Origin of the sequence: Rhizobium tibeticum (assembly GCF_900110205.1) — a bacterium.
GTDB lineage: Bacteria > Pseudomonadota > Alphaproteobacteria > Rhizobiales > Rhizobiaceae > Rhizobium > Rhizobium tibeticum.
Map to the genome: position 1 here is coordinate 181,245 of NZ_FOCV01000001.1, position 19,732 is coordinate 200,976.

At 61.2% G+C, this 19,732-nt stretch carries 19 protein-coding genes; 6 read left to right on the top strand and 13 right to left on the bottom strand.

Translation table 11 applies throughout. From position 1 onward, the window contains the following. Positions 1 to 71: 71 nt before the first annotated feature. The 3 genes from BSG20_RS00895 to BSG20_RS00905 are packed head-to-tail and all read right to left on the bottom strand — an operon-like array spanning position 72 to position 3,676. Positions 72 to 1,814, bottom strand: a complete 1,743-nt coding sequence (locus BSG20_RS00895) for a TRAP transporter large permease (protein ID WP_072370617.1) — start codon at positions 1,812 to 1,814, stop codon at positions 72 to 74. After that, positions 1,811 to 2,479 carry a TRAP transporter small permease subunit gene (locus BSG20_RS00900; RefSeq protein ID WP_072370620.1) on the bottom strand — a complete coding sequence of 223 codons (669 nt, stop codon included), beginning with the start codon at positions 2,477 to 2,479 and terminating at the stop codon, positions 1,811 to 1,813. The genes BSG20_RS00895 and BSG20_RS00900 overlap by 4 nt, the downstream gene beginning before the upstream one ends. A gap of 57 nt (positions 2,480 to 2,536) precedes the next feature. After that, positions 2,537 to 3,676, bottom strand: a complete 1,140-nt coding sequence (locus tag BSG20_RS00905; protein WP_083539850.1) for a TRAP transporter substrate-binding protein — start codon at positions 3,674 to 3,676, stop codon at positions 2,537 to 2,539. Positions 3,677 to 4,431: 755 nt separating this feature from the next. Here BSG20_RS00905 and copM point away from each other — a divergent pair. Next, positions 4,432 to 4,791: a CopM family metallochaperone gene (copM, locus tag BSG20_RS00915; protein ID WP_072370625.1), complete on the top strand. Its 360-nt coding sequence runs from the start codon at positions 4,432 to 4,434 to the stop codon at positions 4,789 to 4,791. A 56-nt stretch (positions 4,792 to 4,847) separates the two neighbouring features. On the opposite strand, the gene BSG20_RS00920 is transcribed toward copM, so the two are convergent. Continuing rightward, positions 4,848 to 5,897, bottom strand: coding sequence for an aldo/keto reductase (locus BSG20_RS00920; protein ID WP_072370626.1), 1,050 nt, complete (start codon positions 5,895 to 5,897; stop codon positions 4,848 to 4,850). 237 nt (positions 5,898 to 6,134) lie between these two features. Here BSG20_RS00920 and BSG20_RS00925 point away from each other — a divergent pair, with 237 nt between their 5' ends. Beyond that, the gene (locus BSG20_RS00925) at positions 6,135 to 6,839 is read left to right on the top strand and encodes an HAD family hydrolase (RefSeq protein ID WP_072370628.1); all 705 of its coding nucleotides are present in this window, start codon (positions 6,135 to 6,137) and stop codon (positions 6,837 to 6,839) included. Between the two features lie 7 nt (positions 6,840 to 6,846). Here the strand turns inward: BSG20_RS00925 and BSG20_RS00930 are convergent, their stop codons facing one another. Both BSG20_RS00930 and BSG20_RS00935 read right to left on the bottom strand, forming a co-directional pair. Next, entirely contained in the window at positions 6,847 to 7,332 is a 486-nt protein-coding gene (locus BSG20_RS00930) for a hypothetical protein (RefSeq protein WP_072370630.1), read from the bottom strand. After that, positions 7,329 to 7,958: a DNA-3-methyladenine glycosylase I gene (locus BSG20_RS00935; RefSeq protein ID WP_072370633.1), complete on the bottom strand. Its 630-nt coding sequence runs from the start codon at positions 7,956 to 7,958 to the stop codon at positions 7,329 to 7,331. The genes BSG20_RS00930 and BSG20_RS00935 overlap by 4 nt, the downstream gene beginning before the upstream one ends. Positions 7,959 to 8,168: 210 nt before the next feature. On the opposite strand from BSG20_RS00935, the gene BSG20_RS00940 reads away from it, so the two are divergent. Both BSG20_RS00940 and BSG20_RS00945 read left to right on the top strand, forming a co-directional pair. Continuing rightward, entirely contained in the window at positions 8,169 to 8,909 is a 741-nt protein-coding gene (locus tag BSG20_RS00940) for a L,D-transpeptidase (protein ID WP_072370636.1), read from the top strand. A gap of 135 nt (positions 8,910 to 9,044) precedes the next feature. Then, entirely contained in the window at positions 9,045 to 9,725 is a 681-nt protein-coding gene (locus BSG20_RS00945; RefSeq protein WP_072370639.1) for a L,D-transpeptidase, read from the top strand. Between the two features lie 33 nt (positions 9,726 to 9,758). Here the strand turns inward: BSG20_RS00945 and BSG20_RS00950 are convergent, their stop codons facing one another. From BSG20_RS00950 to BSG20_RS00965, 4 genes are read right to left on the bottom strand one after another with little or no spacing between them, the layout of a single operon-like run. Next, positions 9,759 to 10,199: a hypothetical protein gene (locus tag BSG20_RS00950; RefSeq protein ID WP_072370642.1), complete on the bottom strand. Its 441-nt coding sequence runs from the start codon at positions 10,197 to 10,199 to the stop codon at positions 9,759 to 9,761. A gap of 36 nt (positions 10,200 to 10,235) precedes the next feature. After that, positions 10,236 to 11,549 (bottom strand): glycolate oxidase subunit GlcF, encoded by a 1,314-nt coding sequence (gene glcF, locus BSG20_RS00955; protein ID WP_072370644.1) that lies wholly within the window; start codon positions 11,547 to 11,549, stop codon positions 10,236 to 10,238. 4 nt (positions 11,550 to 11,553) lie between these two features. Next, positions 11,554 to 12,759 (bottom strand): glycolate oxidase subunit GlcE, encoded by a 1,206-nt coding sequence (gene glcE / locus BSG20_RS00960; protein ID WP_072370647.1) that lies wholly within the window; start codon positions 12,757 to 12,759, stop codon positions 11,554 to 11,556. Continuing rightward, positions 12,756 to 14,195 carry an FAD-linked oxidase C-terminal domain-containing protein gene (locus BSG20_RS00965; RefSeq protein WP_072370650.1) on the bottom strand — a complete coding sequence of 480 codons (1,440 nt, stop codon included), beginning with the start codon at positions 14,193 to 14,195 and terminating at the stop codon, positions 12,756 to 12,758. The genes glcE and BSG20_RS00965 overlap by 4 nt, the downstream gene beginning before the upstream one ends. A 133-nt stretch (positions 14,196 to 14,328) precedes the next feature. On the opposite strand from BSG20_RS00965, the gene BSG20_RS00970 reads away from it, so the two are divergent. Next, a complete protein-coding gene (locus tag BSG20_RS00970; protein WP_072370652.1) occupies positions 14,329 to 15,225 on the top strand; it encodes a LysR family transcriptional regulator in 897 nt (298 codons plus the stop codon). Positions 15,226 to 15,387: 162 nt separating this feature from the next. Here BSG20_RS00970 and BSG20_RS00975 read toward each other — a convergent pair whose 3' ends face one another. Further along, positions 15,388 to 16,239 carry a LysR family transcriptional regulator gene (locus tag BSG20_RS00975; RefSeq protein WP_072370655.1) on the bottom strand — a complete coding sequence of 284 codons (852 nt, stop codon included), beginning with the start codon at positions 16,237 to 16,239 and terminating at the stop codon, positions 15,388 to 15,390. A 106-nt stretch (positions 16,240 to 16,345) separates the two neighbouring features. On the opposite strand from BSG20_RS00975, the gene BSG20_RS00980 reads away from it, so the two are divergent. After that, positions 16,346 to 17,344, top strand: coding sequence for a zinc-dependent alcohol dehydrogenase family protein (locus BSG20_RS00980; protein WP_072370657.1), 999 nt, complete (start codon positions 16,346 to 16,348; stop codon positions 17,342 to 17,344). Positions 17,345 to 17,346: 2 nt separating this feature from the next. Here the strand turns inward: BSG20_RS00980 and BSG20_RS00985 are convergent, their stop codons facing one another. Further along, entirely contained in the window at positions 17,347 to 18,537 is a 1,191-nt protein-coding gene (locus BSG20_RS00985; RefSeq protein ID WP_072370771.1) for an adenosylhomocysteinase, read from the bottom strand. Positions 18,538 to 18,629: 92 nt separating this feature from the next. After that, a complete protein-coding gene (locus tag BSG20_RS00990; RefSeq protein ID WP_072370660.1) occupies positions 18,630 to 19,520 on the bottom strand; it encodes a LysR substrate-binding domain-containing protein in 891 nt (296 codons plus the stop codon). Positions 19,521 to 19,732 lie beyond the last annotated feature (212 nt).

Genomic DNA, 19,732 nt, shown 5'->3' on the forward strand with positions numbered 1-19,732 from the left:
CCGAGCAACCTCACAGCACAGGGCATCGTCGTGAAGGTTGCGGCAGGGGCCGCCGCCAACGGCAATGTCTCTTAGCCGTAAAGATATTCCGGAAGCCAGAGTGTCATGCCCGGCCACACATACATGATAATCATGCACAGGATGACGATCAGCATGTAGGGCATCATGCCGGCGAAGATCTGGTTGAGGGTGACGTGCGGTGGTGAGACCCCCTTGAGATAATAGGCCGACATTGCCACCGGCGGCGACAGGAACGCCGCTTGCAGATTGACGAAGACGAGCACGCCCCAGAGGATCGGATCTATATCGAAGTGCCTCAGCATCGGAAGGAAGATCGGCACGAAGATGATGATGATCTCGGTCCATTCGAGCGGCCAGCCGAGAATGAAGATGATCGCCTGCGACAGGATCATGAATTGCACAGGCGTGAGATCGAGCGCCAGCACCCACTCTTCAACCAGCGCCTGGCCGCCGAGGATGGCGAAGACAGCGGAGAACAGCGCCGAACCGACGAAGAGCCAGCAAACCATGGCCGTGGTCTTCGCTGTCAGGAAGACCGCCTCCTTCGTGCGTTTCCAGTTGAGCGTCCGGGCCTGAAACGCCAGCAGAAAGGCGCCGGCGGCACCGACCGCGGCGGACTCGGTCGCCGTCGTGATGCCGAACAGAATGACGGCGAGCACGACGACGGTGAGGATCCCGAGCGGCATGACCGACGAAACCAGCAGTTTCACAACCTGCAGCCGCTCCGCACTCATATTCCTGTAGTAGCGCACAAGCACCGCCGCTACGATTGCGGCGATGATCCCGAAGGCCACGTAGAAAGTGGTTGCTGGCCCGTTCACCGCCACCGGTGCGGCGTCAGATGCGGGTGCGCCGAGTTGTTCCAGCCCTTCCGGTGCTTCCGCCTCCGCCGATGCCTGAGGATAGATGACGACATACCACCACACGAGCGTGAGGGTGAATGCCGTCAGCAAGAAGGGCACGAGCGCTGCGCAAGCGTTCTTGACCAGCTTCCAGTAGCTGAGCCGCCCCTCGCCCGTTTCGAGCGCCATCGCCTTTGATGGCGAGAGCAATGCGCGGAGAAGCCCGACCAACATGTTGTGGGAATAGAGCGCCTGAAAGCTCTTCATCCAGGTGGGCACGGGGACTTTTGTCTGCTGCTCGGGCAATGCGGGCGCGATTTTCGGACTGATCGCCGCCCAGCCGAGGATGTAGGCAAGATAGAGAAGCGCGAGGAAGAAGCCGGGAAACATCGCGGCGGCATAGAGTTTGACGACCGATTGTCCAGCAACCGCCGCATAGACGATGATCATCACCGATGGCGGGATCAGAATGCCCAGCGTGCCGCCGGCGGTAATCACCCCGGAGGCAAGCCTGACGTCATAGCCGGCGCGCAGCATCGGGTTCATTGCAATGACACCCATCAGCACCACCACGGCGCCGACAAGGCCGCTGGCAATGCCCCAGAAGGTGCAGACGATGAGTGTTGCAACGGCAAGCGAGGCGGGGACCCGCCGGAAGGAAAGCTGGATGCTGTAGAACATCTTGTCCACCAGCGCACCGCGCTCCATGACGTAGCCCATCAGCACGAACAGCGGGATGGAGATCAGGACATCGTTGGTCATCGCCCCATAGGTGCGCTGAACCATCAGGTCGAAGACGCGGTTGTCGATCCAGTGCTCGGCCGGATTGTAGAATGCATAGAAGCCGAACAGCATGCCGAGCCCCATCAGCGTGAAGGCTGTCGGGAATCCCATGACGATGACGACCACGATGAGAATTAGCATCGTCAGTCCGAGGAACGGATCGCTCACGTCTCGATGTCTCCCCCCCGGCCCCGTTGCCGCGCCGCCCTGTCGATATCCTGGGCGCGCTCGATCGCGTCGTCTCGCGTCTGCGCGTCTATGTGCTCGCTATTCGCAAGCTGCTCGGCGACAACGTCGATTTCCTCCACATCCTTGAGCCGGCGCGGCCATTCGCCGGTCTTCAGGCAGATGATGCAGCGCGCTATCTCGGCAAGGCCCTGAAGCATGACGAGTACGCCCGCTGCCGGAATGACGGTCTTGAAGTAGTAGATCGGCGGGCCTTCCGCCGTGACAGTCGAATGCTCGCCGATCCGCCAGGATAGCGCCGCATAGTGGTAACCGGCATAGATGAGCGCGGCGACGCCCGGCAGGAAGAATAGGACATACAGGAGGAGATCGAGCGCCGCCTGTATGCGAGGCCGCAGCGAGCTGTAGAGAAAGTCGCCCCGTACATGGGCATTCTGCGCCAGCGCATAGGCTCCGGCGAGCATGAACAGGGTGCCATAGAGCATGTTGCTGACATCGAAGATCCACGCCGTCGGCATGTTCATGATGTAGCGCTTGAAGACTTCGATGCACACGAGCGTCATCAGGCCGATGATCAGCCACGCCGCAGCCTTGCCGACCCACACGCTGATCGCATCGATCCTGATGAGAAACTGCTGAACGTCCACGGGTCTCCCCCGAGATAGCCCATACCTTCGTCAGAAGCATGTTGTCCGGTGATGACGTTATAGTTCCTTGGCAACCCCGTTCGGGCCGAAGTAGTGATCGAAGGCCAGTCGGCGGTTGACGACGGTATCCTGTTCCCACCGCGTTGCCCGCGCCGCAAAAGCTATTTGCGACTGGATAACCTCCTTGAACAGCGGGTTTTCCGCCGCCTTCTTCTTCACGACCTCGTCGTAGACTTCCAGTTGCCTTTTGAGGATCGCTTCCGGCGTTTTGTAGAACTTGACCTTTTCGGTGGTCTGCATCTCGGCGTAGTCGGTCGAATAGCGGTCGATCGCCTTCCAGGCCATGTCCTGGGAGGCCGCCTCCGCGGCGTTGGAGATGATCGCCTTCATCTGGTCAGGCAATGCATCATATTTCGCCTTGTTGAACAGCACCTCGAACTGCTCGGCATTCTGGTGATAGCTTTGCAGCATGCAGATCTTGGAGACGTCCGGGAAACCGAGGGCCCGGTCGGACGACGCGTTGTTGAACTCGGCCGCGTCAAGCAGGCCGCGGTCCAATGCCGCCACGATCTCGGCACCCGGCAGCGCATTGACCGCGGCACCGAGGCCGGTGAACACATCAATGGAAATGCCGACGGTGCGGAATTTGAGTCCCTGAATATCCTCGACCTTGGCGACCGGCTTCTTGAACCAGCCGAGCGGCTGTGTCGGCATCGGCCCATAGAGGAACGAAACCACCTTGGCCCCGATCGATTCATAGAGCTTTACGAGGAGCTCCCTGCCGCCGCCGTATTTGTGCCAGGCGAGCAACATGTTGGCATCCATGGCAAATCCCGGCCCCGAGCCCCACAACGCCAGCGCCGCTTGTTTGCCGTAATGATATGCAACCACGCCGTGCCCTCCATCGAGCGTCCCCTGGGAGACCGCGTCGAGCAGGCCGAAGGCGGGCACCACGGCACCCGCCGGCAGCACTTCAATTTTGAGATCGCCGCCGGTCATGTCGGTGACCTTTTTTGCGAAATCAAGCGCGAATTCGTGAAAGATGTCCTTGGATGGCCATGTGCTCTGCCAACGCATGTTGACCGGTCCCTGCGCCTTGACGACGCTTGGTGCCGCGATCATCGCCGCACCGACCATGGCCGTCCCGCTTAGAAATCTGCGGCGCGACGGTCTCCCTCTGGTCTCCGTATGTTTCATCTTTTCCTCCCGAAGCATGGGCTTCCTCGCGCTTATGGCAGCTCTCCGCTCGCATCCCGCTCATGAGCTTCTATTTTAGCTTTGAATGATACTCCCCAATGAGCTCCAACTACAACACCGTGCGTTTGCAACCCCGGCACCTCAGAGGACGTTCCACCGGCTGTCTTGCCGATAACTCTTGATATTTTTTATCATCCTCGGCCCATCGCCCAATGGGATGGCCGCTTGGGGACCGAATGCCGCCGCTGCACTGGGAGCGTCTGCCAAATCCGCAAACAGCACCTTGGCTTCTTCGCGTCGTATTCTTATCTTGACCGAATGCGCTTTCTTGCAATCATAGCGATGGTATTCGCCTGGCTCGCTTACGGCACCATGTCAGCCTGGGCTGGCTGTCCGACATGCCTATCCATGCAGACGGTCGCTTCGAATGTCAGCGGCGAGCATCAGCACATGACCGGGATGGATGTGGGCGAGAAAGCCAAATCGCCGCCCCCACAACAGGATCCCTGCTCAGCCAGCGGCATGGTGCACATGCCCTTCTGTTCTGCCTGTCTTGTCATTCCGCCGTCGAGCGTTGTCGCCGCGGCCGGCAAGCAAGTGTTTTCGTATCCTGCTCCCGGACCGGCTCATGCCATGCGGGATGCACGCCCTGCGCCGCTGGCGCCTCCTCCTCGGCTGTCTGACGGGTTTTCATGAACAGTTGCGGCGCCCCGCCGCGCATTGAATTCCAATATCAGATAGAGGAAGGAAATCCCATGTCTCTGAAAGTTCTCGCCATTGCTGCAACTCTTGCACTCTCCACCGCGGCTGCCTTCGCGGAAGATATGCAGATGGACATGAGCAAGCCGACGGGCGACCACAGCGCAGCAAGCCACGCCTTTGCCGAGGCGAACGCAAAGATGCACAAGGACATGACGCTGGAGTATACAGGCGACACCGACGTCGACTTCGTCCGCGGCATGATCCCGCACCATCAGGGCGCAATCGACATGGCGAAGATCGAGCTGCAATACGGCAAGGATCCTGAAATTCGCAAGCTCGCAGAAGCCGTGATCAAGGCCCAGGAGGCGGAGATCGCCGACATGCTGGCCTGGCTGAAGGCACACGGCAAGTAGCATGCGAAGGACGCCGGAGGAGCAAGCCCCGGCGTCCGCCGCCACAAGACGGCAGATCAGGCCTTCGGCTGGAATGGCTCTGGCCGGCGGCCGGCTTCCTGGCGCGCAAGCATCCAGCCCGGATATTCAGGCGCCAGCGCGCTGACCTCGTCCAGCTTCTTCAGGTCGGCGGCATCGAGTTTCAGATTGACAGCCGCCAGGTTCTGGTCGAGCTGCTCGACGCGCTTGGCACCGATGATCACCGTCGTCACGAAAGGCTTGGCCAGAATATACGCAAGCGCCACGGTCGCGACGCCCGTGCCGTGCTTCTCGGCAATCTCGCGCATGACGGCAACGCAGGCCCAAGCGCGATCCTTGTCGACCGGAGGAAAGTCGAACGAGGCACGGCGACCTTCCCCGTTGCCGGGTGCTCCCGGCCCGTATTTGCCGGAGAGAAGGCCGCCAGCCAGCGGCGACCAGACCATCAGACCAAGTTTTTCTTCCTGCATCATCGGCACGATGTCGCGCTCGAGGTCGCGGCCGGCAATCGAATAGTAGGCCTGCACGGCTTCGAACCGCGCGAAGCCGCGGCGGTCCGAAATACCGAGCGCCTTGGCGATGCGCCATGCCTGCCAGTTCGAGACGCCGACATAGCGCACGAGACCACGGGACACGAGATCGTCGAGCGCGCGCAACGTCTCGTCGATTGGCGTAACCGTATCGGTGGCGTGGATCTGATAGAGATCGACATGATCGGTCTGCAAGCGCTCCAGGCTTGCCTCGACCGAATCCATGATGTGGCCACGCGAGGCGCCGCGATCGTTCGGCTTGTCGCCCATGACGCCGTAGACCTTCGTGGCAATGACGACGTCCTTGCGAGGAACGCGCAGGTTCTTCAGGGCTTGGCCGAGCAGCTTTTCGGATTCCCCGAAGGAATAAACGTCAGCCGTGTCGATGAAATTCACGCCGGCGGCAAGCGATCTTTCGACGATCTGGTCGGCTGCCTTCTGATCGACGTCGGCAATGGCGCCCCAGATATTGCCTTCGCCTGCGGCACCGAACGTCATCGTGCCGAGGCAGATTTCGGAGACGAATAGGCCCGTATTTCCAAGTTGGTTGTAACGCATGATCGAACATTTCCTTGTGACGGCCGCGGGCTTGTCCACGGACAGATGAATTCATTTTTTGGTTATTGGCCTGCCCGTGACAGGAACAGCCCGAATGCGGCTGCGCGGGAGGCACTATCGATGTAAGGCGAGAGAGCGGCATTTCAACACACCGTGTACTCGCCTCACGGCTTTGCGATCCCCTTGTTTCGCGGCCATCTTTCAATAGATTCCAATTAGATCACTCGGAGATGGGCGATGACGACCCGCACGCTGACGACCATCGGCTTCGATGCCGACGACACGCTCTGGCAGAATGAGCAATACTACCGGCTTACCGAGGCGCATTTCACCGAATTGCTGGCCGATTTTGCAGACGGCCCTAGGATCTCGGAGCGCTTGCTGGAGGCAGAGAAGCGCAATCTCCGCCACTACGGCTTCGGGATCAAGGGATTTACCCTGTCGATGATCGAGACTGCGATCGAGATCACCGAGGGCAAGGTTCCTGCCAGCGTCATTGCCGGTATTCTCGACACCGGCCGCGACCTGCTTTCCCACCCGGTCGAGACCCTACCGCACGTACAGGAGACGCTGGCGGCGCTCTCGGAAAGCTACCTGCTGGTGATGATCACCAAGGGTGACCTGTTCGATCAGGAGCGCAAGCTTGCGCAATCCGGGCTCGGCGACTTCTTTCACGCCGTCGAGATTGTCTCCGACAAGACCGCGGTAACGTACCGGCGGATCTTCTCCAAAGTCGGCGGCGGTCCGGAACGGGCCATGATGGTCGGCAACTCGCTGAAATCAGACATTGTCCCGGCAATCGCCGCCGGCAGCTACGGGGTGTTCGTGCCGCATGAACTCACCTGGGTCGTCGAGCATGTCGAGGAACCGAAGGACGCACCGCGCTTTCGCAAGATCGAACATCTCGGAGAGCTGCGCGGCCTGATCGAGGGGCTAGACTAACCCGTTGTCACTGCCTTGAGGGAAAGAGCGGCGACGGCGATTGCTTTTCGGTCGGAGCGGTGGGTTGCGGCGGCGTTGCCTGCGGCTCGACGAGAATGCTGTAGGGTGCGCCGAGGCCGCGGCGCGGCGATACCTTGGAATAGTAAGGCCGCAGCAGCCAGGTGGTGCTGTCCTTCACAGTGATGGTGTAACTGCTGCCATCCTCGTCGGTACCGAAGATTGCCTCCTCGTCAGGCATCGCGAGATCGAATATCGAGAGAAAGGCAAACTTGCTCTTCGTCGCGAAGCTGACCTTCACATGCTGGCCCGCCTTGACGGGCAGCGTGTAGACGGGGCCGTTGCCGAACTTTGTCCAGCCCTTGAGTTCCATGGTCGCGGCCGGGAATTGCAGCTTCTCCAGTCGCTCTCCTGGCTGCAGCTCTGGTTGTTGTTGAGCAAATGACACAGACGCCATAAGGGCGCAGAAGGCAACGGTGACCGCGAGCCGCTTCATGGGCGCACCAACGCGTCGCGCATCGCCTCAACCTCGGCGCGGCAGAAGCAACCTTCGATGTGATCGTTGACGAGTCCCATTGCCTGCATGAAGGCATAAACTGTGGTCGGGCCGACAAACGTCCAGCCGCGTTTCTTCAAATTCTTGGAAATGACGACCGATGTCGGTGTCGTCGGGTTTGCCATGACAGCGGCACGATCGACCACCTTCGGCCGTTCGTTGTGACCGGGTTCGAAGCTCCAGAAATAATGCGCCAGCGACCCGAATTCCGCGCGGAGTTCGATCGCTCGCCGGGCGTTGTTGATCGTCGAGACGATCTTGCCGCGATGCCGGACGATGCCGGGATCGGCAAGGCAACGGTCGATATCTTTGTCTTCGAAGAGCGCAACCTTCTCGAAATCGAAGCCGGCAAAGGCAGCACGGAAATTGTCGCGCTTGCGCAAGATGGTGAGCCAGGACAAGCCGGACTGGAACCCTTCCAGGCAGATCTTCTCGAACAGGCGGAGATCATCCGTTACCGGCCGTCCCCATTCCTCGTCGTGATACCTGAGATAATCCGGGAGGTTGGCATGCCAGTGACAGCGGCCCCTGCCGTCTTCGCCGATGATGATGCCCGTATCGCTCATGATCCCGCTTCGCTTTCTTGCTCCGAATCCGGCTTTACCATTTGCAAACTCTGTTTCCAAACCGAACGATAACCCTGACGAAAAGTTTATCTCTCGCTTCTGACTTGAATGAATTCAAATTTACCATTCGCTGGCGGGAACGATGGCAGCTTGAAGGCAGGCGGCCGCTGCCGTCCGCACATGTTCGGCCATTTGTAGAGAGTCCGTCCGATGATCAAATCGCTTCTGCTCGCCGCAGCAATGCTCGGCGTCTTTTCCACGGCCGCGCTTGGCGACGACCGTTACGCAACGCGCCCGCCGGTGGTCTTGAGCCCAGACCTTGCAGCGCCCTGGATCATGCAGCTCGGCGGCAAGGTTCGCCCCGTCGTCTACCAGCGGCCGGTCGTTGCGCAGCGCGGGCTGTTCACGCCCGGCGCCTTCCGCCGCGCTCCCGCCGCCACGGCGCAGCCGGTGTCCGCCATCAACCCTGGCGTTCCCGTCATCCGTCGCCAGCTTGAGCCGCAATACCTGCCGCAGATCGTCACCTACGACACCAAGGAGCGGCCTGGCACGATCGTCATCGATACCAACAACCGCTTCCTCTATCTGGTGATGGACGGCGGCAAAGCGCGGCGTTACGGCGTCGGCGTCGGCAAGCCGGGCTTCGAATGGGCCGGCGTGCACAAGATCACCCGCAAGTCCGAATGGCCGGACTGGACGCCGCCGTCGGAAATGATTGGCCGCGAAGCCGCCAAGGGCCATTATCTCCCGGCGCGCATGGACGGTGGTCCTGGGAACCCGCTTGGCGCGCGCGCCATGTATCTCGGTTCGACGCTCTATCGCATTCATGGAACCAATGCGCCGTGGACGATCGGCAACGCCGTTTCCTCCGGCTGCATCCGGCTGCGCAATGAAGACGTCGTTGACCTTTACGAACGCGTAAACGTCGGAACCCGCGTGATCGTCATGTAAAGGCTCATCAATACCGGTGCGTCGCCAAGAACAGTTGCAATTAAACATCGCTACTGCTTCATTCGACGTCTAATATCTTGAATCGGATCGAAGTTCGGGTAGCTTCGGTCCGGTTTTGCTTTGAGGGAATCAACCATGCTGAAATTCGCGACGGCTCTTACAGCCGCCGGCCTTCTGGTCTCTTCCATGTCCGCATCGGCTTCGGCGCAGCCGATCACGCCTGCTCACGATGGCGCCCCTGTCGTGCGGGTCGCCTCGCCGCCGAAGTCGGTCAAGCCGCAGTTCAAGCGCCAGCGCGTGCACCTCGTCACGAATGAAGCGCCCGGAACGATCATCATCGATACCAACAATAAGTTCCTGTACCTGGTCGAAAGCAGGAACCGCGCGACCCGCTACGGCATCGGCGTCGGCCGTGAAGGCTTCGGCTGGTCCGGTGTGGTCAAGATTGGCCGCAAGGCAGAGTGGCCGACCTGGACGCCGCCGGCTGAAATGCGCGTTCGCGAGGCGGCGAAGGGTCATATCATCCCGGCCTTCCAGGAAGGCGGCGAGGACAATCCGCTCGGCGCGCGCGCCATGTACCTCTACAAGGGCGGCCGCGATACGATCTTTCGCATTCACGGCACGACCCAACCCTGGACGATCGGCCTCAACATGTCGTCCGGCTGCATCCGAATGATGAACAAGGATGTCATCGATCTCTACGATCGTGCCCCTGTCGGCACGAAGGTCATCGTCATCGGCCCCGGCAACAAGCAGGGCGAGGTAAGCTTCGAGGATCGCGGCATCGACGTGCTGCGGACGCTGTTCGGCGGCTGAGGCAAACCACAAGGCGGCTGGGCAACCGGTCGCCTATTTCGATCCGCAGCTAACCTTGCCGCTGGCCGCAAGCGGCTTTACACCGCCCTCGATTGCCAGTTCATAGGTCCCTGAGAACGCGGTCATGGATTTGCCGCGCTGGCCGGCCGTCACGACCAGGCTGAGACCTTGACCTCTCGCATCGTCGCCGCCGTCATAGAACACCTCCAGCCGCAGTTCGCCATCATGTGACCAATGGTGCGTCAGGTTTTCCGAATTGACGGCAATCTTCTTGAGCGCTTGCGGGATGTCGCCGCTCTTCACCACCAGGGCGCCGCGAAAATGATTGAGCTTGTGCCCGCCACCAGCCTCGAAGCCGCTTTCCACCGTGAAGCGCACATCCTTGTCATCCGCCGAGCAAAAAAAGCGAGTGTCTGCGTGGGCGGCTCCAGCCGCGCTGCAGAAAGCCATAAGCGCGAGGATTGTGCGATGCATATCGGGCTCCCGAGATCGCCGGACGATCCGGCGCCGCTAAGCTAGGGGCAAACCCTTTAATTTTTCCGTTACATCGCCGCCATAAGCCCAATCCAGCAGTTGGACTGTGTGAACGATCGGAACGGCCGTCCCCGTCGCAATCTGCATCATGCAGCCGATATTGCCGGTGGCAATCACATGCGGCTTCGTCGCTTCGAGGTTCTTCACCTTGCGGGCCTTGAGCGCATCGGAAATATCCGATTGCAGGATGTTGTAGGTGCCGGCGGAGCCACAACAGAGGTGACCTTCGGAAGGGTCACGGACATTGAAGCCCGCAGCCTTCAACAGCTGCTTCGGCGCCATTGTGATCTTCTGGCCGTGCTGCATCGAACAAGCCGAATGATAGGCCACGGTGATGCCCTTCGGCATCTGCGCGGGCAGCTCGAGCAATACGAGATATTCGGTGATGTCCTTCGCCAGGGACGAGACGCGCGCCGCCTTTTCGGCATAGGCCGCATCCAGCCGCAGCATATGGCCGTAGTCCTTGATCGTCGTGCCGCAGCCGGAGGCGGTGATGATGATCGCATCGAGCCCACCCCTGTCGATTTCCCGCGTCCACACGTCAACGTTGGCACGGGCGCTCGCCAATGCCTGCTCCTCGCGTCCCATGTGATGGACGAGCGAGCCGCAGCAAACCTCTCCCTCGGGAACGACGACTTCGAGTCCGAACCGCGTGAGCAGGCTGATCGTCGCTTCGTTTATGCCGGGATCCAGCACCGGTTGCGCGCAACCGGTCAGGATCGCCACGCGGCCACGCTTCTCACCGACCGCGGGGTGGCTCGCCGGCACGGCATAGGCGGAAGCCGGAGGAATGCGACGCGGCGCGAGCGCCAACATCGCGGCAAATGGTTTCAATGCGGGCGTGCGCCGCAGAAGGCCTGCGAACGGACGGCCCGCCGACGACAGCTTGAGCGCCAGGCGAAATCGATCGGGATAGGGCAGAACAGCAGCGAGGATGGCGCGCACGAGCCTGTTCATGAAAGGACGCTTGTAGGTTTTCTCGATATGCGCCCGCGCATGGTCGACGAGGTGCATGTAGTCGACGCCGGAGGGACAGGTCGTTACGCAGGCCAGACATGAAAGGCAGCGGTCGATATGCGTGACGACTTCAGTGTCTGCCGGGCGCCCATTTTCCAGCATATCCTTGATCAGGTAAATGCGCCCGCGCGGGCTGTCGAGCTCATTGCCGAGCGTCACATAGGTCGGACAGGTCGCGGTGCAGAAGCCGCAATGCACACATTTGCGCAGGATCTTTTCAGATTCGGCGACTTGCGGATCGGTAAGCTGGGCCGGCGTGAAATTGGTCTGCATTGCCTCAGGCTCCTGCCATCTTCCCAGGATTGAAGATACCGGCTGGATCGAATTTCAGTTTCAGCCGCCGCGACAGCAAGGCCACCGCCTCCTGCTGTGGCTGAAAGGTGGCGGTCATTGCCCGCATCTGTTCGGATGCGCGGATGAGCGTCGCGTGGCCGCCGCCCAGCGCCTTGATGAAACGGCGCAGGAGGTCTGCATCCGCGTCGGCCTCCATCCGCATCCAGATCAGGCCGCCCTGCCAGTCGTAGAACGCATCGACCCCGACTTCGAGGCGAAGTGCGGCGACCAGCTGATGGCCGGTGCCTGGGGCGACGGAGACGCGCCAGACCGGTCGCGGCGTATGGTCGGCATAGGGAGCGACATCCCGGATATCTCTCCAGAGACGGACACTCTCTTCTTGCTCGAGGCGCGTGACGGATCCGAACGCCCCCATGGCGGCAGCGAGTTTGGTTGCCCTGGCATCGACGGAGCCGTGTAGGCCTTCGATCCGCAGACAGGTCCCCTCGCCTTCGGAGAGCGTGCTGTCGAGAAATTTCCAGGCGACGGTCATCGGCAAATGCGCGGCACCGGAGACTTCAGCGGGCAGTGCCATCGCCGCCGCCATGGCGTTCGCAGCCTCGGCGTCGTTCAGGCCGGAGATGACGATCGTTGCTTCGGTTCTCTGGCGCGGCGGCACGCGAAAGGTCACTTCGGTGAGGAAGCCCAGCGTGCCATGCGAGCCGGCCATCAGCTTGACGAGGTCCAGCCCGGTGACGTTCTTCATGACGCGGCCGCCGGCCTTGATCACCTCGCCCTTGCCATTGATGAAGCTCACGCCAAGCAAGCTATCGCGCGCGGCCCCGGCCACGAAACGGCGCGGGCCGGACACATTGGCGGCAAAGACACCGCCGATCGTCGGCTCACCTGATGTGCCCATGATCGGACGATGGTCCATTGGCTCGAAGGCCATCATCTGACCATTCTCCGCCAGGGCAGCCTCGATTTCGGCGAGCGGCGTTCCGGAACGGGCGGTCAAAACCATCTCTCCGGGATTGTAGGAAGTGATGCCGCTGAGATTGGACGAACGCAGGCGGTTTCCCGCGGCGACGGCATTTCCGAAACCGGAGCGGGTGTTGCCGCCGCAGACTGCAAGCGGCTTGCCTTCCCGCGCATGACTGCGGACGATTGCCGCAGCCTCTTCGTCCGTCGTAGGCGATAGATCGATCATGCGGCCGGACGTCCCTCAAGCGGGAAGACCTTGGACGGATTAAGGAGCCAGGCCGGATCGAATGCAGCGCGTGCTGCCATCTGCTGTGCGAGATCCGCCTCGGAATACTGGTGGCGCATCAGATCGCGCTTTTCGATACCGACGCCATGTTCGCCTGTCAGGCAACCGCCCGCATCGACACAGAGCTTCAGGATTTCCATCCCCGCAGCTTCCGCGCGGGCGGCATCTTCAGGATCGTTGGCATTGAAGAGGATGAGCGGGTGCATGTTGCCATCGCCGGCATGGAAAACATTCGCGACGCGAAGCCCATGACGATCGACGATCTCGGACGTCTTCCTCAGTACATACGAAAGCTGGCTGAGCGGAACGGTTCCATCCATGCAGATATAGTCGGCAATGCGGCCGGTTGCACCGAAGGCAGATTTCCGGCCTTTCCAGATCAACGCCGCCTCGGTTGCCGACTGGCACTCACGGACGGTTTTCACGCCATGCCTGCGCGAGATTTCGACGATGCTCTTCAGCATGTCGTCCATTTCTGCTTCCGATCCTTCGACCTCCACGATCAGCAGCGCGCCGACATCAAGGGGATAGCCGGCCTTGGCGAAGGCTTCGCAGATTTCGATCGCCGGCTTGTCCATGAATTCGATGGCGACGGGGATGATGCCTGATGCAATGATATCGGCGACACAGGACCCCGCCTCTTCCGAGGTATCGAAGCCGAAAAGGACCGGTCGCGCCCCCTCCGGCTTGGCGATCAGCCGGACCGTCGCCTCCGTGACGATCCCGAGCTGGCCTTCGTGCCCGCACACGAGGCCAAGCAGGTCGTAGCCTGCGGCATCCAGTGCCTTGCCTCCGAGATCGATGACGGTGCCGTCGGTGAGGACCATCTTTACGCCGAGCAGATTGTTGGTTGTCACCCCATACTTCAGGCAATGCGCGCCGCCCGAATTCATGCCGATATTGCCGCCGATCGTACAAGCCAGCTGCGAGCTCGGGTCAGGAGCATAGAAAAAACCGTCCGCCGAGACGGATTCCGAAATATTCAGATTGGTGACGCCGGCTTCGACGACCGCCGCACGATTGGGGAGATCGATTTCGAGAATGCGGTTCATCTTGGAAACGCAAACCACGACTGCATCTTCCTGCGGGATCGCTCCGCCCGAGAGCGAGGTCCCCGCGCCGCGCGGGACAACTGGAACCCCATAGCGATGACAGTACTTCATGACTGCGGCCACCTCGGCGGTCGTCCGCGGCAAGGCAACCGCCAGCGGCATCCGGCGATAGGAAACGAAGGCATCGGTCTCGAACGGCATCAGTTCGCGAGCCTCGTGCACCAGGCATTCCGGCGGTAATAGGTCGATGAGATCAGCAACGATCTGCCGGCGGCGGGCAAGCACATCGGCACGCGGGGCGAGAAACGAAATGGTGTTGGACATGGCTCTCTCTCCCTTCGCTCGCGACAGCGAAACCGGACGCATCCTCCACGCTTCCGGCTCAATCGGCTTAGCACTTTCGCGATTGCGGCGCAAATGCTAAGCACTTATTCCAAAAGGATAAACAATCAGACGCATGACCAATCTCGGTGACCTCGAAATTTTCGCAAAAGTCGTTTCGACGGGAAGCATGTCGCTCGCCGGCCGGGCGCTCGGCTTTTCGCCGGCGGTCGTCTCGAAGCGGATCAAAAGGCTTGAGGATCGGCTGGGCACGCGGCTCCTGCAGCGCACGACCCGGCAGATTTCGCTGACCGAGGCGGGCCAGGGCTTCTACGACCGCGTGCTCGGCATTCTCGCCGGCATCGAGGAGGCAGAATACTACATCTCCGGACGCTCAGCGCAGATGCAGGGGACGCTGAAGGTGACGGCACCGACCTCGTTCGGACGCACGCATGTCGCCCCGCACCTGAAGTCCTTCATGGATATGCATCCTGGGCTTGCGATTCAACTCGTACTCAGTGACGAATTCACCGACATCGTGGGCGAAGGCTTCGACCTTGCGATCCGCATCGCGGAACTGACGGACTCGAGTCTTGTCGCGCGGCGACTTGCGCCTGTGCGGCGCCTGCTTTGCGCTTCGCCAGACTATCTCGCGGCCAACGGTACACCGCAGACGATCGAAGACCTGAAGCAACATCGTTGCCTGCCCGCGCACAACAACGACGCCTGGCGCCTGGAAGGGCCCGAGGGCCCGCTTTCCTTGCGGCCGGAAGGGATGCTCGTCACGAATTCGAGCGAGGTCGTCCGGGAGGCTGTCATATCAGGGCTTGGCATCGCGCTGCGCTCCACCTGGGACATCAGCCGGGAACTGAAGGATGGCCGGCTCGTGCACATCCTTACGGCCTTCGAAGGATCGCGCCACGTGACGCTTTCCGCGGTTTACCCGAGCCGCCAGTTCCTGCCGGCAAAGGTGCGGCTGTTCATCGATTATCTCGCCGAAGTTTACGGACCGGTTCCCTATTGGGAACGCTAGATGGTGGAACGGACGGAGCCCAGCCAGCTCGATTCGAATGGCTGGTGTCGTCCCTCACAATGATGGTGTCGCGGAAGCGCCGACTGGGAACACAGAAGCAAGCACTCGGCGAGCGATTGAGCTCACAAGGGATTGGTTCGGGAGAACCCGTCACAGAGACGCTCACTTCGCCAGCCTCCCGATTACGAGATCGAGAAGTGCCCGCAAGCGCGCCTGCCGCTTCATGTCCCGGTGATAGCCGACCCAGGTGTCGCGCCCGGGCGGAGCCTCGCCGAGGTCGACCGGCTCGATGTCAGCGATTGAATCGCCAAGAGGGCGCGGCAGAACGGCCAGGCCGGCGCCATTCCTGCAAAGCGTCGCCTGCACATCGCGATTGTTGCTACGCATGGCAATCTCGGCCTTTGGCAGCAGGCGCGTCAGCCATGCGACATCCGGCATGCCGCCAAATGCCTCGTCCATCGTTACCAGACGCGCGCCTGTGCCATCGCCTGCTTTCGGATGCTCCTCGCCACGACTTGTGTAGAGCCGATAGTCGATGTGGAGCAGCTTGCGCGATATCACCTCCGGCTCGGTGAAGGGCGCGATCCGAAAAACGACATCCGCCTCTCGGCGGGAGAGGCTCAGCAGGCGGCTATCGGTGAGCAATTCGACGACGATCTTCGGATAGCTCAGCGAGAATTCCGCAAGCACCGGCGCAAGCACATGCGCACCAAACCAATCCGAAGAGGACAAGCGCAGAAAGCCGCTCAGTTGCCGGTTCTGCCCGGCGAGTTCCCGCTCAAGGCCGAGTGCTTCTTCTTCCATGCGCTCGGCGTGCGCAAAGACGGCTGCGCCCTCATCCGTCAGCACGAAGCCGTCCGCAGTCCGCTGAAACAGGGTCTGGCCCAGCGAGACTTCCAAAGCGCGCAGACGGCGGCCCATCGTCGGCTGCGTCAGGCCAAGGCTGCGAGCAGCCGCACCCAGAGTGCCCTGGCGCGCAATCGCCAGGAACAGCTTGAGATCACTCCATTCCATGACCCATCTCCCAAACACAAGCGCATGGACTTCATGCAATCTCTTTCATTCCCATTCGCATTTCAACCGTGCATTCTCCTTCCGATACGGACGAAAGGATTGTTGCATGTCTGCGACCACTAGGATGAAGGCGCTGCTGATTGACGCGCCGAAAGCCGATTTCCGTTCAGCCGAGATCGCCAGGCCGATTCCGCGTGAGGGTGAAGTGCTGGTCCGGATCAAGGCGAGCGGCGTCAATCCGCTGGATACGAAGATCCGCGCCGGCAATGCCGCCCATGCGCGCCATCCGTTTCCAGCAGTTCTCGGGATAGATATGGCTGGGGTCGTTGAACAAGTAGGCCCCGGCGTCACCGGGTTCCACCGCGGCGATGAAGTCTACGGGATGACCGGTGGAGTCGGCGGCATCCAGGGCTCGCTGGCTGAATTCGCGGCCGTCGACGCTCGACTGATCGCGCCGAAGCCCCACAATCTCTCGATGCGTGAGGCAGCGGCCCTGCCGCTGATCGCAATTACAGCTTGGGAAGGGCTGGTCGATCGCGCCAATGTCCGGAATGGCCGGCAGGTTCTTGTCCTAGGCGCTGGCGGCGGTGTGGGGCACATTGCCGTGCAGATCGCAAAAGCCGGAGGCGCCGATGTCTTTGCGGTCGACAGCGCTTCCAAGGCTGCCTACCTCGCAAGCCTTGGAGCAACCCCGATCGACTACAAGGCAGCGACGGTGGGGGACTATGTTCGCAATCATGCGGGCGTCAAAGGCTTCGATGTCGTCTACGACACCGTCGGCGGCACCGGCCTCGATACAGCCTTCCAGGCTGTCGGTCGGTTCGGTCACGTCGTCAGCGCGCTCGGATGGGGGACGCATGCCCTCGCCCCTCTGTCGTTCAAGGGGGCGACCTATTCGGGCGTGTTCACGCTGCTGCCGCTTCTGACCGGCGAAGGGCGCAGCCATCACGGCGAAATCCTGCGGGAGGTGAGCAAGCTCGTCGAGGCCGGAAAGGTGATGCCGAGGCTGGACGCGCACCGCTTCGGACTTTCCGATGTGGCCGAGGCACATGCGCTCATCGAAACCCGCAAGGCAAACGGGAAGCTCGTGGTTGAGATCGCTTGAGGTCACGAAGTGCGGCGCATGTTTGCCGCACTTTCCGACCGCACCAGATCGAGATAGGCGCTTGCCACCATGGCATCGATATCCTTCGGCACCGGAACAATGCAGCTCTCGGCGCCGACCTCGCGCCTGGCGACACGCTCGAGGCAGCGCGCCTGTAGCGTGAAGCCGAGGTCCATCGACTCCACGGAATTGCCAAGCGGGCGCGGACCAGCAAGGTTCGCCATATGCCCGCCACCGAGAATATGGAAGCAGCGACCATCCTTCAGGTGCAAGCTCTCGATACGATCAGCCTCGTAGCGATCGATCCGCACCACATCGGGGTGCTGCCGGAACGCGGCAACGTCGATTTCATGCGGGAAATGCCCGCCGTTCATCAGGATGGCACCATCCTTGATCAATGGAAGGTCGGCTGCAGTGACGATGCCGGCGACGCCCGTAACCGTGATGAGCACGTCGGCGGAGGAGATCGCCTCACCGCGCAGCGGCGTGGAGAAGCCGTCGAGATTTGCTTCCAGCGCTGTCACGGGATCGATATCGACGACGCTGACGCTTGAAAACGCGTTGCGGAAGCAGGCTGCGGTCCCCTTCCCACAGGCGCCGTAGCCGAAGACGGTCACGCGCTTGCCGTTGGTGGAGCGGTTGGTGAAGCGCATGTAGCTTTCGAAAAGGCTCTGCCCCACCGCATGCCTGTTTTCAGCGAACTGCTTGATGGGGCTATCATTGATGATCAAGATCGGCATGCCGAGCTTCTCGCGCAGCGGCAACAGGCGCGTGCAGCCTGATGTCGTCTCCTCGGTGCCACCGAGAAGGCCGGCGTAAGGAGACTCGGCCGCGATGGTAAAGAGGTCGCCGCCATTGTCGAGCAGCAGATCCGGCTTTTCGGCGACAACCGCCTCCAGGCTCTTGTGATGCGTGACCGGGTCCGTCGTCTCGGTTGCAAACACAGTGATCCGCTGTGAACGGAGGAACTCGACGGTCGAAGGCTGCGTGGTGTTCAGATTGCCGGTGCAGACGAGCCGTGCACCGCCGGCCCTCAGCGTCATCAGAAGCGCCACGGTCTTCGGCTCCAGATGGATACCCGTGCCGATGGTCAAGCCGCCGAACGGCTGGGTTTTCGCGAACTCTGCCGCCGTTGCCTTCAGCAACCGGCAGCTGTTGCCGATCCATTCGATGCGGGTTGCGTCTCTCTGCATATCCATGTCCTTCTGCTCTCAACGCAGTGTTAGACCCGGCAGCGGCTTTCGGCCATGGAGATAATTCTTCGCAATAGGGCAGAAAATCTGCCCTATTGCGTCGACACACCGGAACGGAGCAGCCAGTCGCGAAGAGCGGTGAACGCGGGCTTCCTGGCGTCGGCGTTGCGACACGACAGGCTATAGCCTGCCGGCCGGCGAACGAAGCCATAGGGCGCCACAAGCAGATTGCGCTGCAAATCATCCTCAATGGCGGCGCGGGGCGCGAGCACGACACCCACACCCGATCGCGCCGCCCCGAGTGCGAGCGGCAAATCCTCGAACTCCTGCTTGCGCCGGAACGTCACGGCCTGAGTGCCGCTTTCTGCAAACCATTCCTGCCAGAGAGTTAGCGCGCTACGGCTGACGACAGCGGTGAGCTGCGCCATGTGCGCGGGATCGTCGGCGAACCCGTCCGCAAGATCCGGCGTGGCAACGGGTCCGAATTCATCCTCCATGAATTTGACCGCCGTCACGCCCGCCGCCGGTCGGTATTCACCGCCCATGATGACCGCATCAAGCTCCGGATGCAGCGACAACGGCTCGACGATCGACATCGGCACGATATCGACATCGACGCTGCCGAGTGCAGCCTGCATATTTGAAAGTCGCGGCCCAAGCCACCATATAGCAAAGGCCGAGGGCACGCCGAGGCGGATGCGGCGATGCTCGCCGCCCGCAAATTCCGCCGCGGCGCGCTCGAGCGCAACCAGGGCCGCGTTGGCTGCCTCCGCGAACCGTGCCGCTTTCGCCGTAGCAGTCAATTTCCGTCCATCGCGCTCGAACAGTTTCTCGCAGAAATAGCTCTCCAGGATGGCAAGCTGCTGGCGCACGGCGCCGCGCACGACACCAAGTTCTGCGGCAGCGCCGAGAATGCTGCCGTGGCGGCAGACGGCTTCGAAGGCCCGGACCGCTTTTAAGGGAGGAAGACGCATGGGTACCATAGTATTGACATAACAGTGCACGACATGACGCCGTCATTGATTGAAATGCAAGACAGGCCCATATTGAACGCCTGTGCAATGGCGGAATCAGGATGGTATTTGGCGGGTTTTCCGAACCGTGGCGAAACGGAAGCTGCCTATTGATAAGTATCAAATCCCACTGGAAAACTTGAAACACGTATGGATTGCGCAAGCTTTCCAGTGGATACTAA

Excerpts from the sequence above, each read along its gene's own strand:
- BSG20_RS00905 (WP_083539850.1), bottom strand. The coding sequence starts at position 3,676 with ATGAAACATACGGAGACCAGAGGGAGACCGTCGCGCCGCAGATTTCTA.
- copM (WP_072370625.1), top strand. The coding sequence starts at position 4,432 with ATGTCTCTGAAAGTTCTCGCCATTGCTGCAACTCTTGCACTCTCCACC.
- BSG20_RS00920 (WP_072370626.1), bottom strand. The coding sequence starts at position 5,897 with ATGCGTTACAACCAACTTGGAAATACGGGCCTATTCGTCTCCGAAATC.
- BSG20_RS00925 (WP_072370628.1), top strand. The coding sequence starts at position 6,135 with ATGACGACCCGCACGCTGACGACCATCGGCTTCGATGCCGACGACACG.
- BSG20_RS00930 (WP_072370630.1), bottom strand. The coding sequence starts at position 7,332 with ATGAAGCGGCTCGCGGTCACCGTTGCCTTCTGCGCCCTTATGGCGTCT.
- BSG20_RS00935 (WP_072370633.1), bottom strand. The coding sequence starts at position 7,958 with ATGAGCGATACGGGCATCATCATCGGCGAAGACGGCAGGGGCCGCTGT.
- BSG20_RS00940 (WP_072370636.1), top strand. The coding sequence starts at position 8,169 with ATGATCAAATCGCTTCTGCTCGCCGCAGCAATGCTCGGCGTCTTTTCC.
- BSG20_RS00945 (WP_072370639.1), top strand. The coding sequence starts at position 9,045 with ATGCTGAAATTCGCGACGGCTCTTACAGCCGCCGGCCTTCTGGTCTCT.
- BSG20_RS00950 (WP_072370642.1), bottom strand. The coding sequence starts at position 10,199 with ATGCATCGCACAATCCTCGCGCTTATGGCTTTCTGCAGCGCGGCTGGA.
- glcF (WP_072370644.1), bottom strand. The coding sequence starts at position 11,549 with ATGCAGACCAATTTCACGCCGGCCCAGCTTACCGATCCGCAAGTCGCC.
- glcE (WP_072370647.1), bottom strand. The coding sequence starts at position 12,759 with ATGATCGATCTATCGCCTACGACGGACGAAGAGGCTGCGGCAATCGTC.
- BSG20_RS00965 (WP_072370650.1), bottom strand. The coding sequence starts at position 14,195 with ATGTCCAACACCATTTCGTTTCTCGCCCCGCGTGCCGATGTGCTTGCC.
- BSG20_RS00970 (WP_072370652.1), top strand. The coding sequence starts at position 14,329 with ATGACCAATCTCGGTGACCTCGAAATTTTCGCAAAAGTCGTTTCGACG.
- BSG20_RS00975 (WP_072370655.1), bottom strand. The coding sequence starts at position 16,239 with ATGGAATGGAGTGATCTCAAGCTGTTCCTGGCGATTGCGCGCCAGGGC.
- BSG20_RS00980 (WP_072370657.1), top strand. The coding sequence starts at position 16,346 with ATGTCTGCGACCACTAGGATGAAGGCGCTGCTGATTGACGCGCCGAAA.
- BSG20_RS00985 (WP_072370771.1), bottom strand. The coding sequence starts at position 18,537 with ATGCAGAGAGACGCAACCCGCATCGAATGGATCGGCAACAGCTGCCGG.
- BSG20_RS00990 (WP_072370660.1), bottom strand. The coding sequence starts at position 19,520 with ATGGTACCCATGCGTCTTCCTCCCTTAAAAGCGGTCCGGGCCTTCGAA.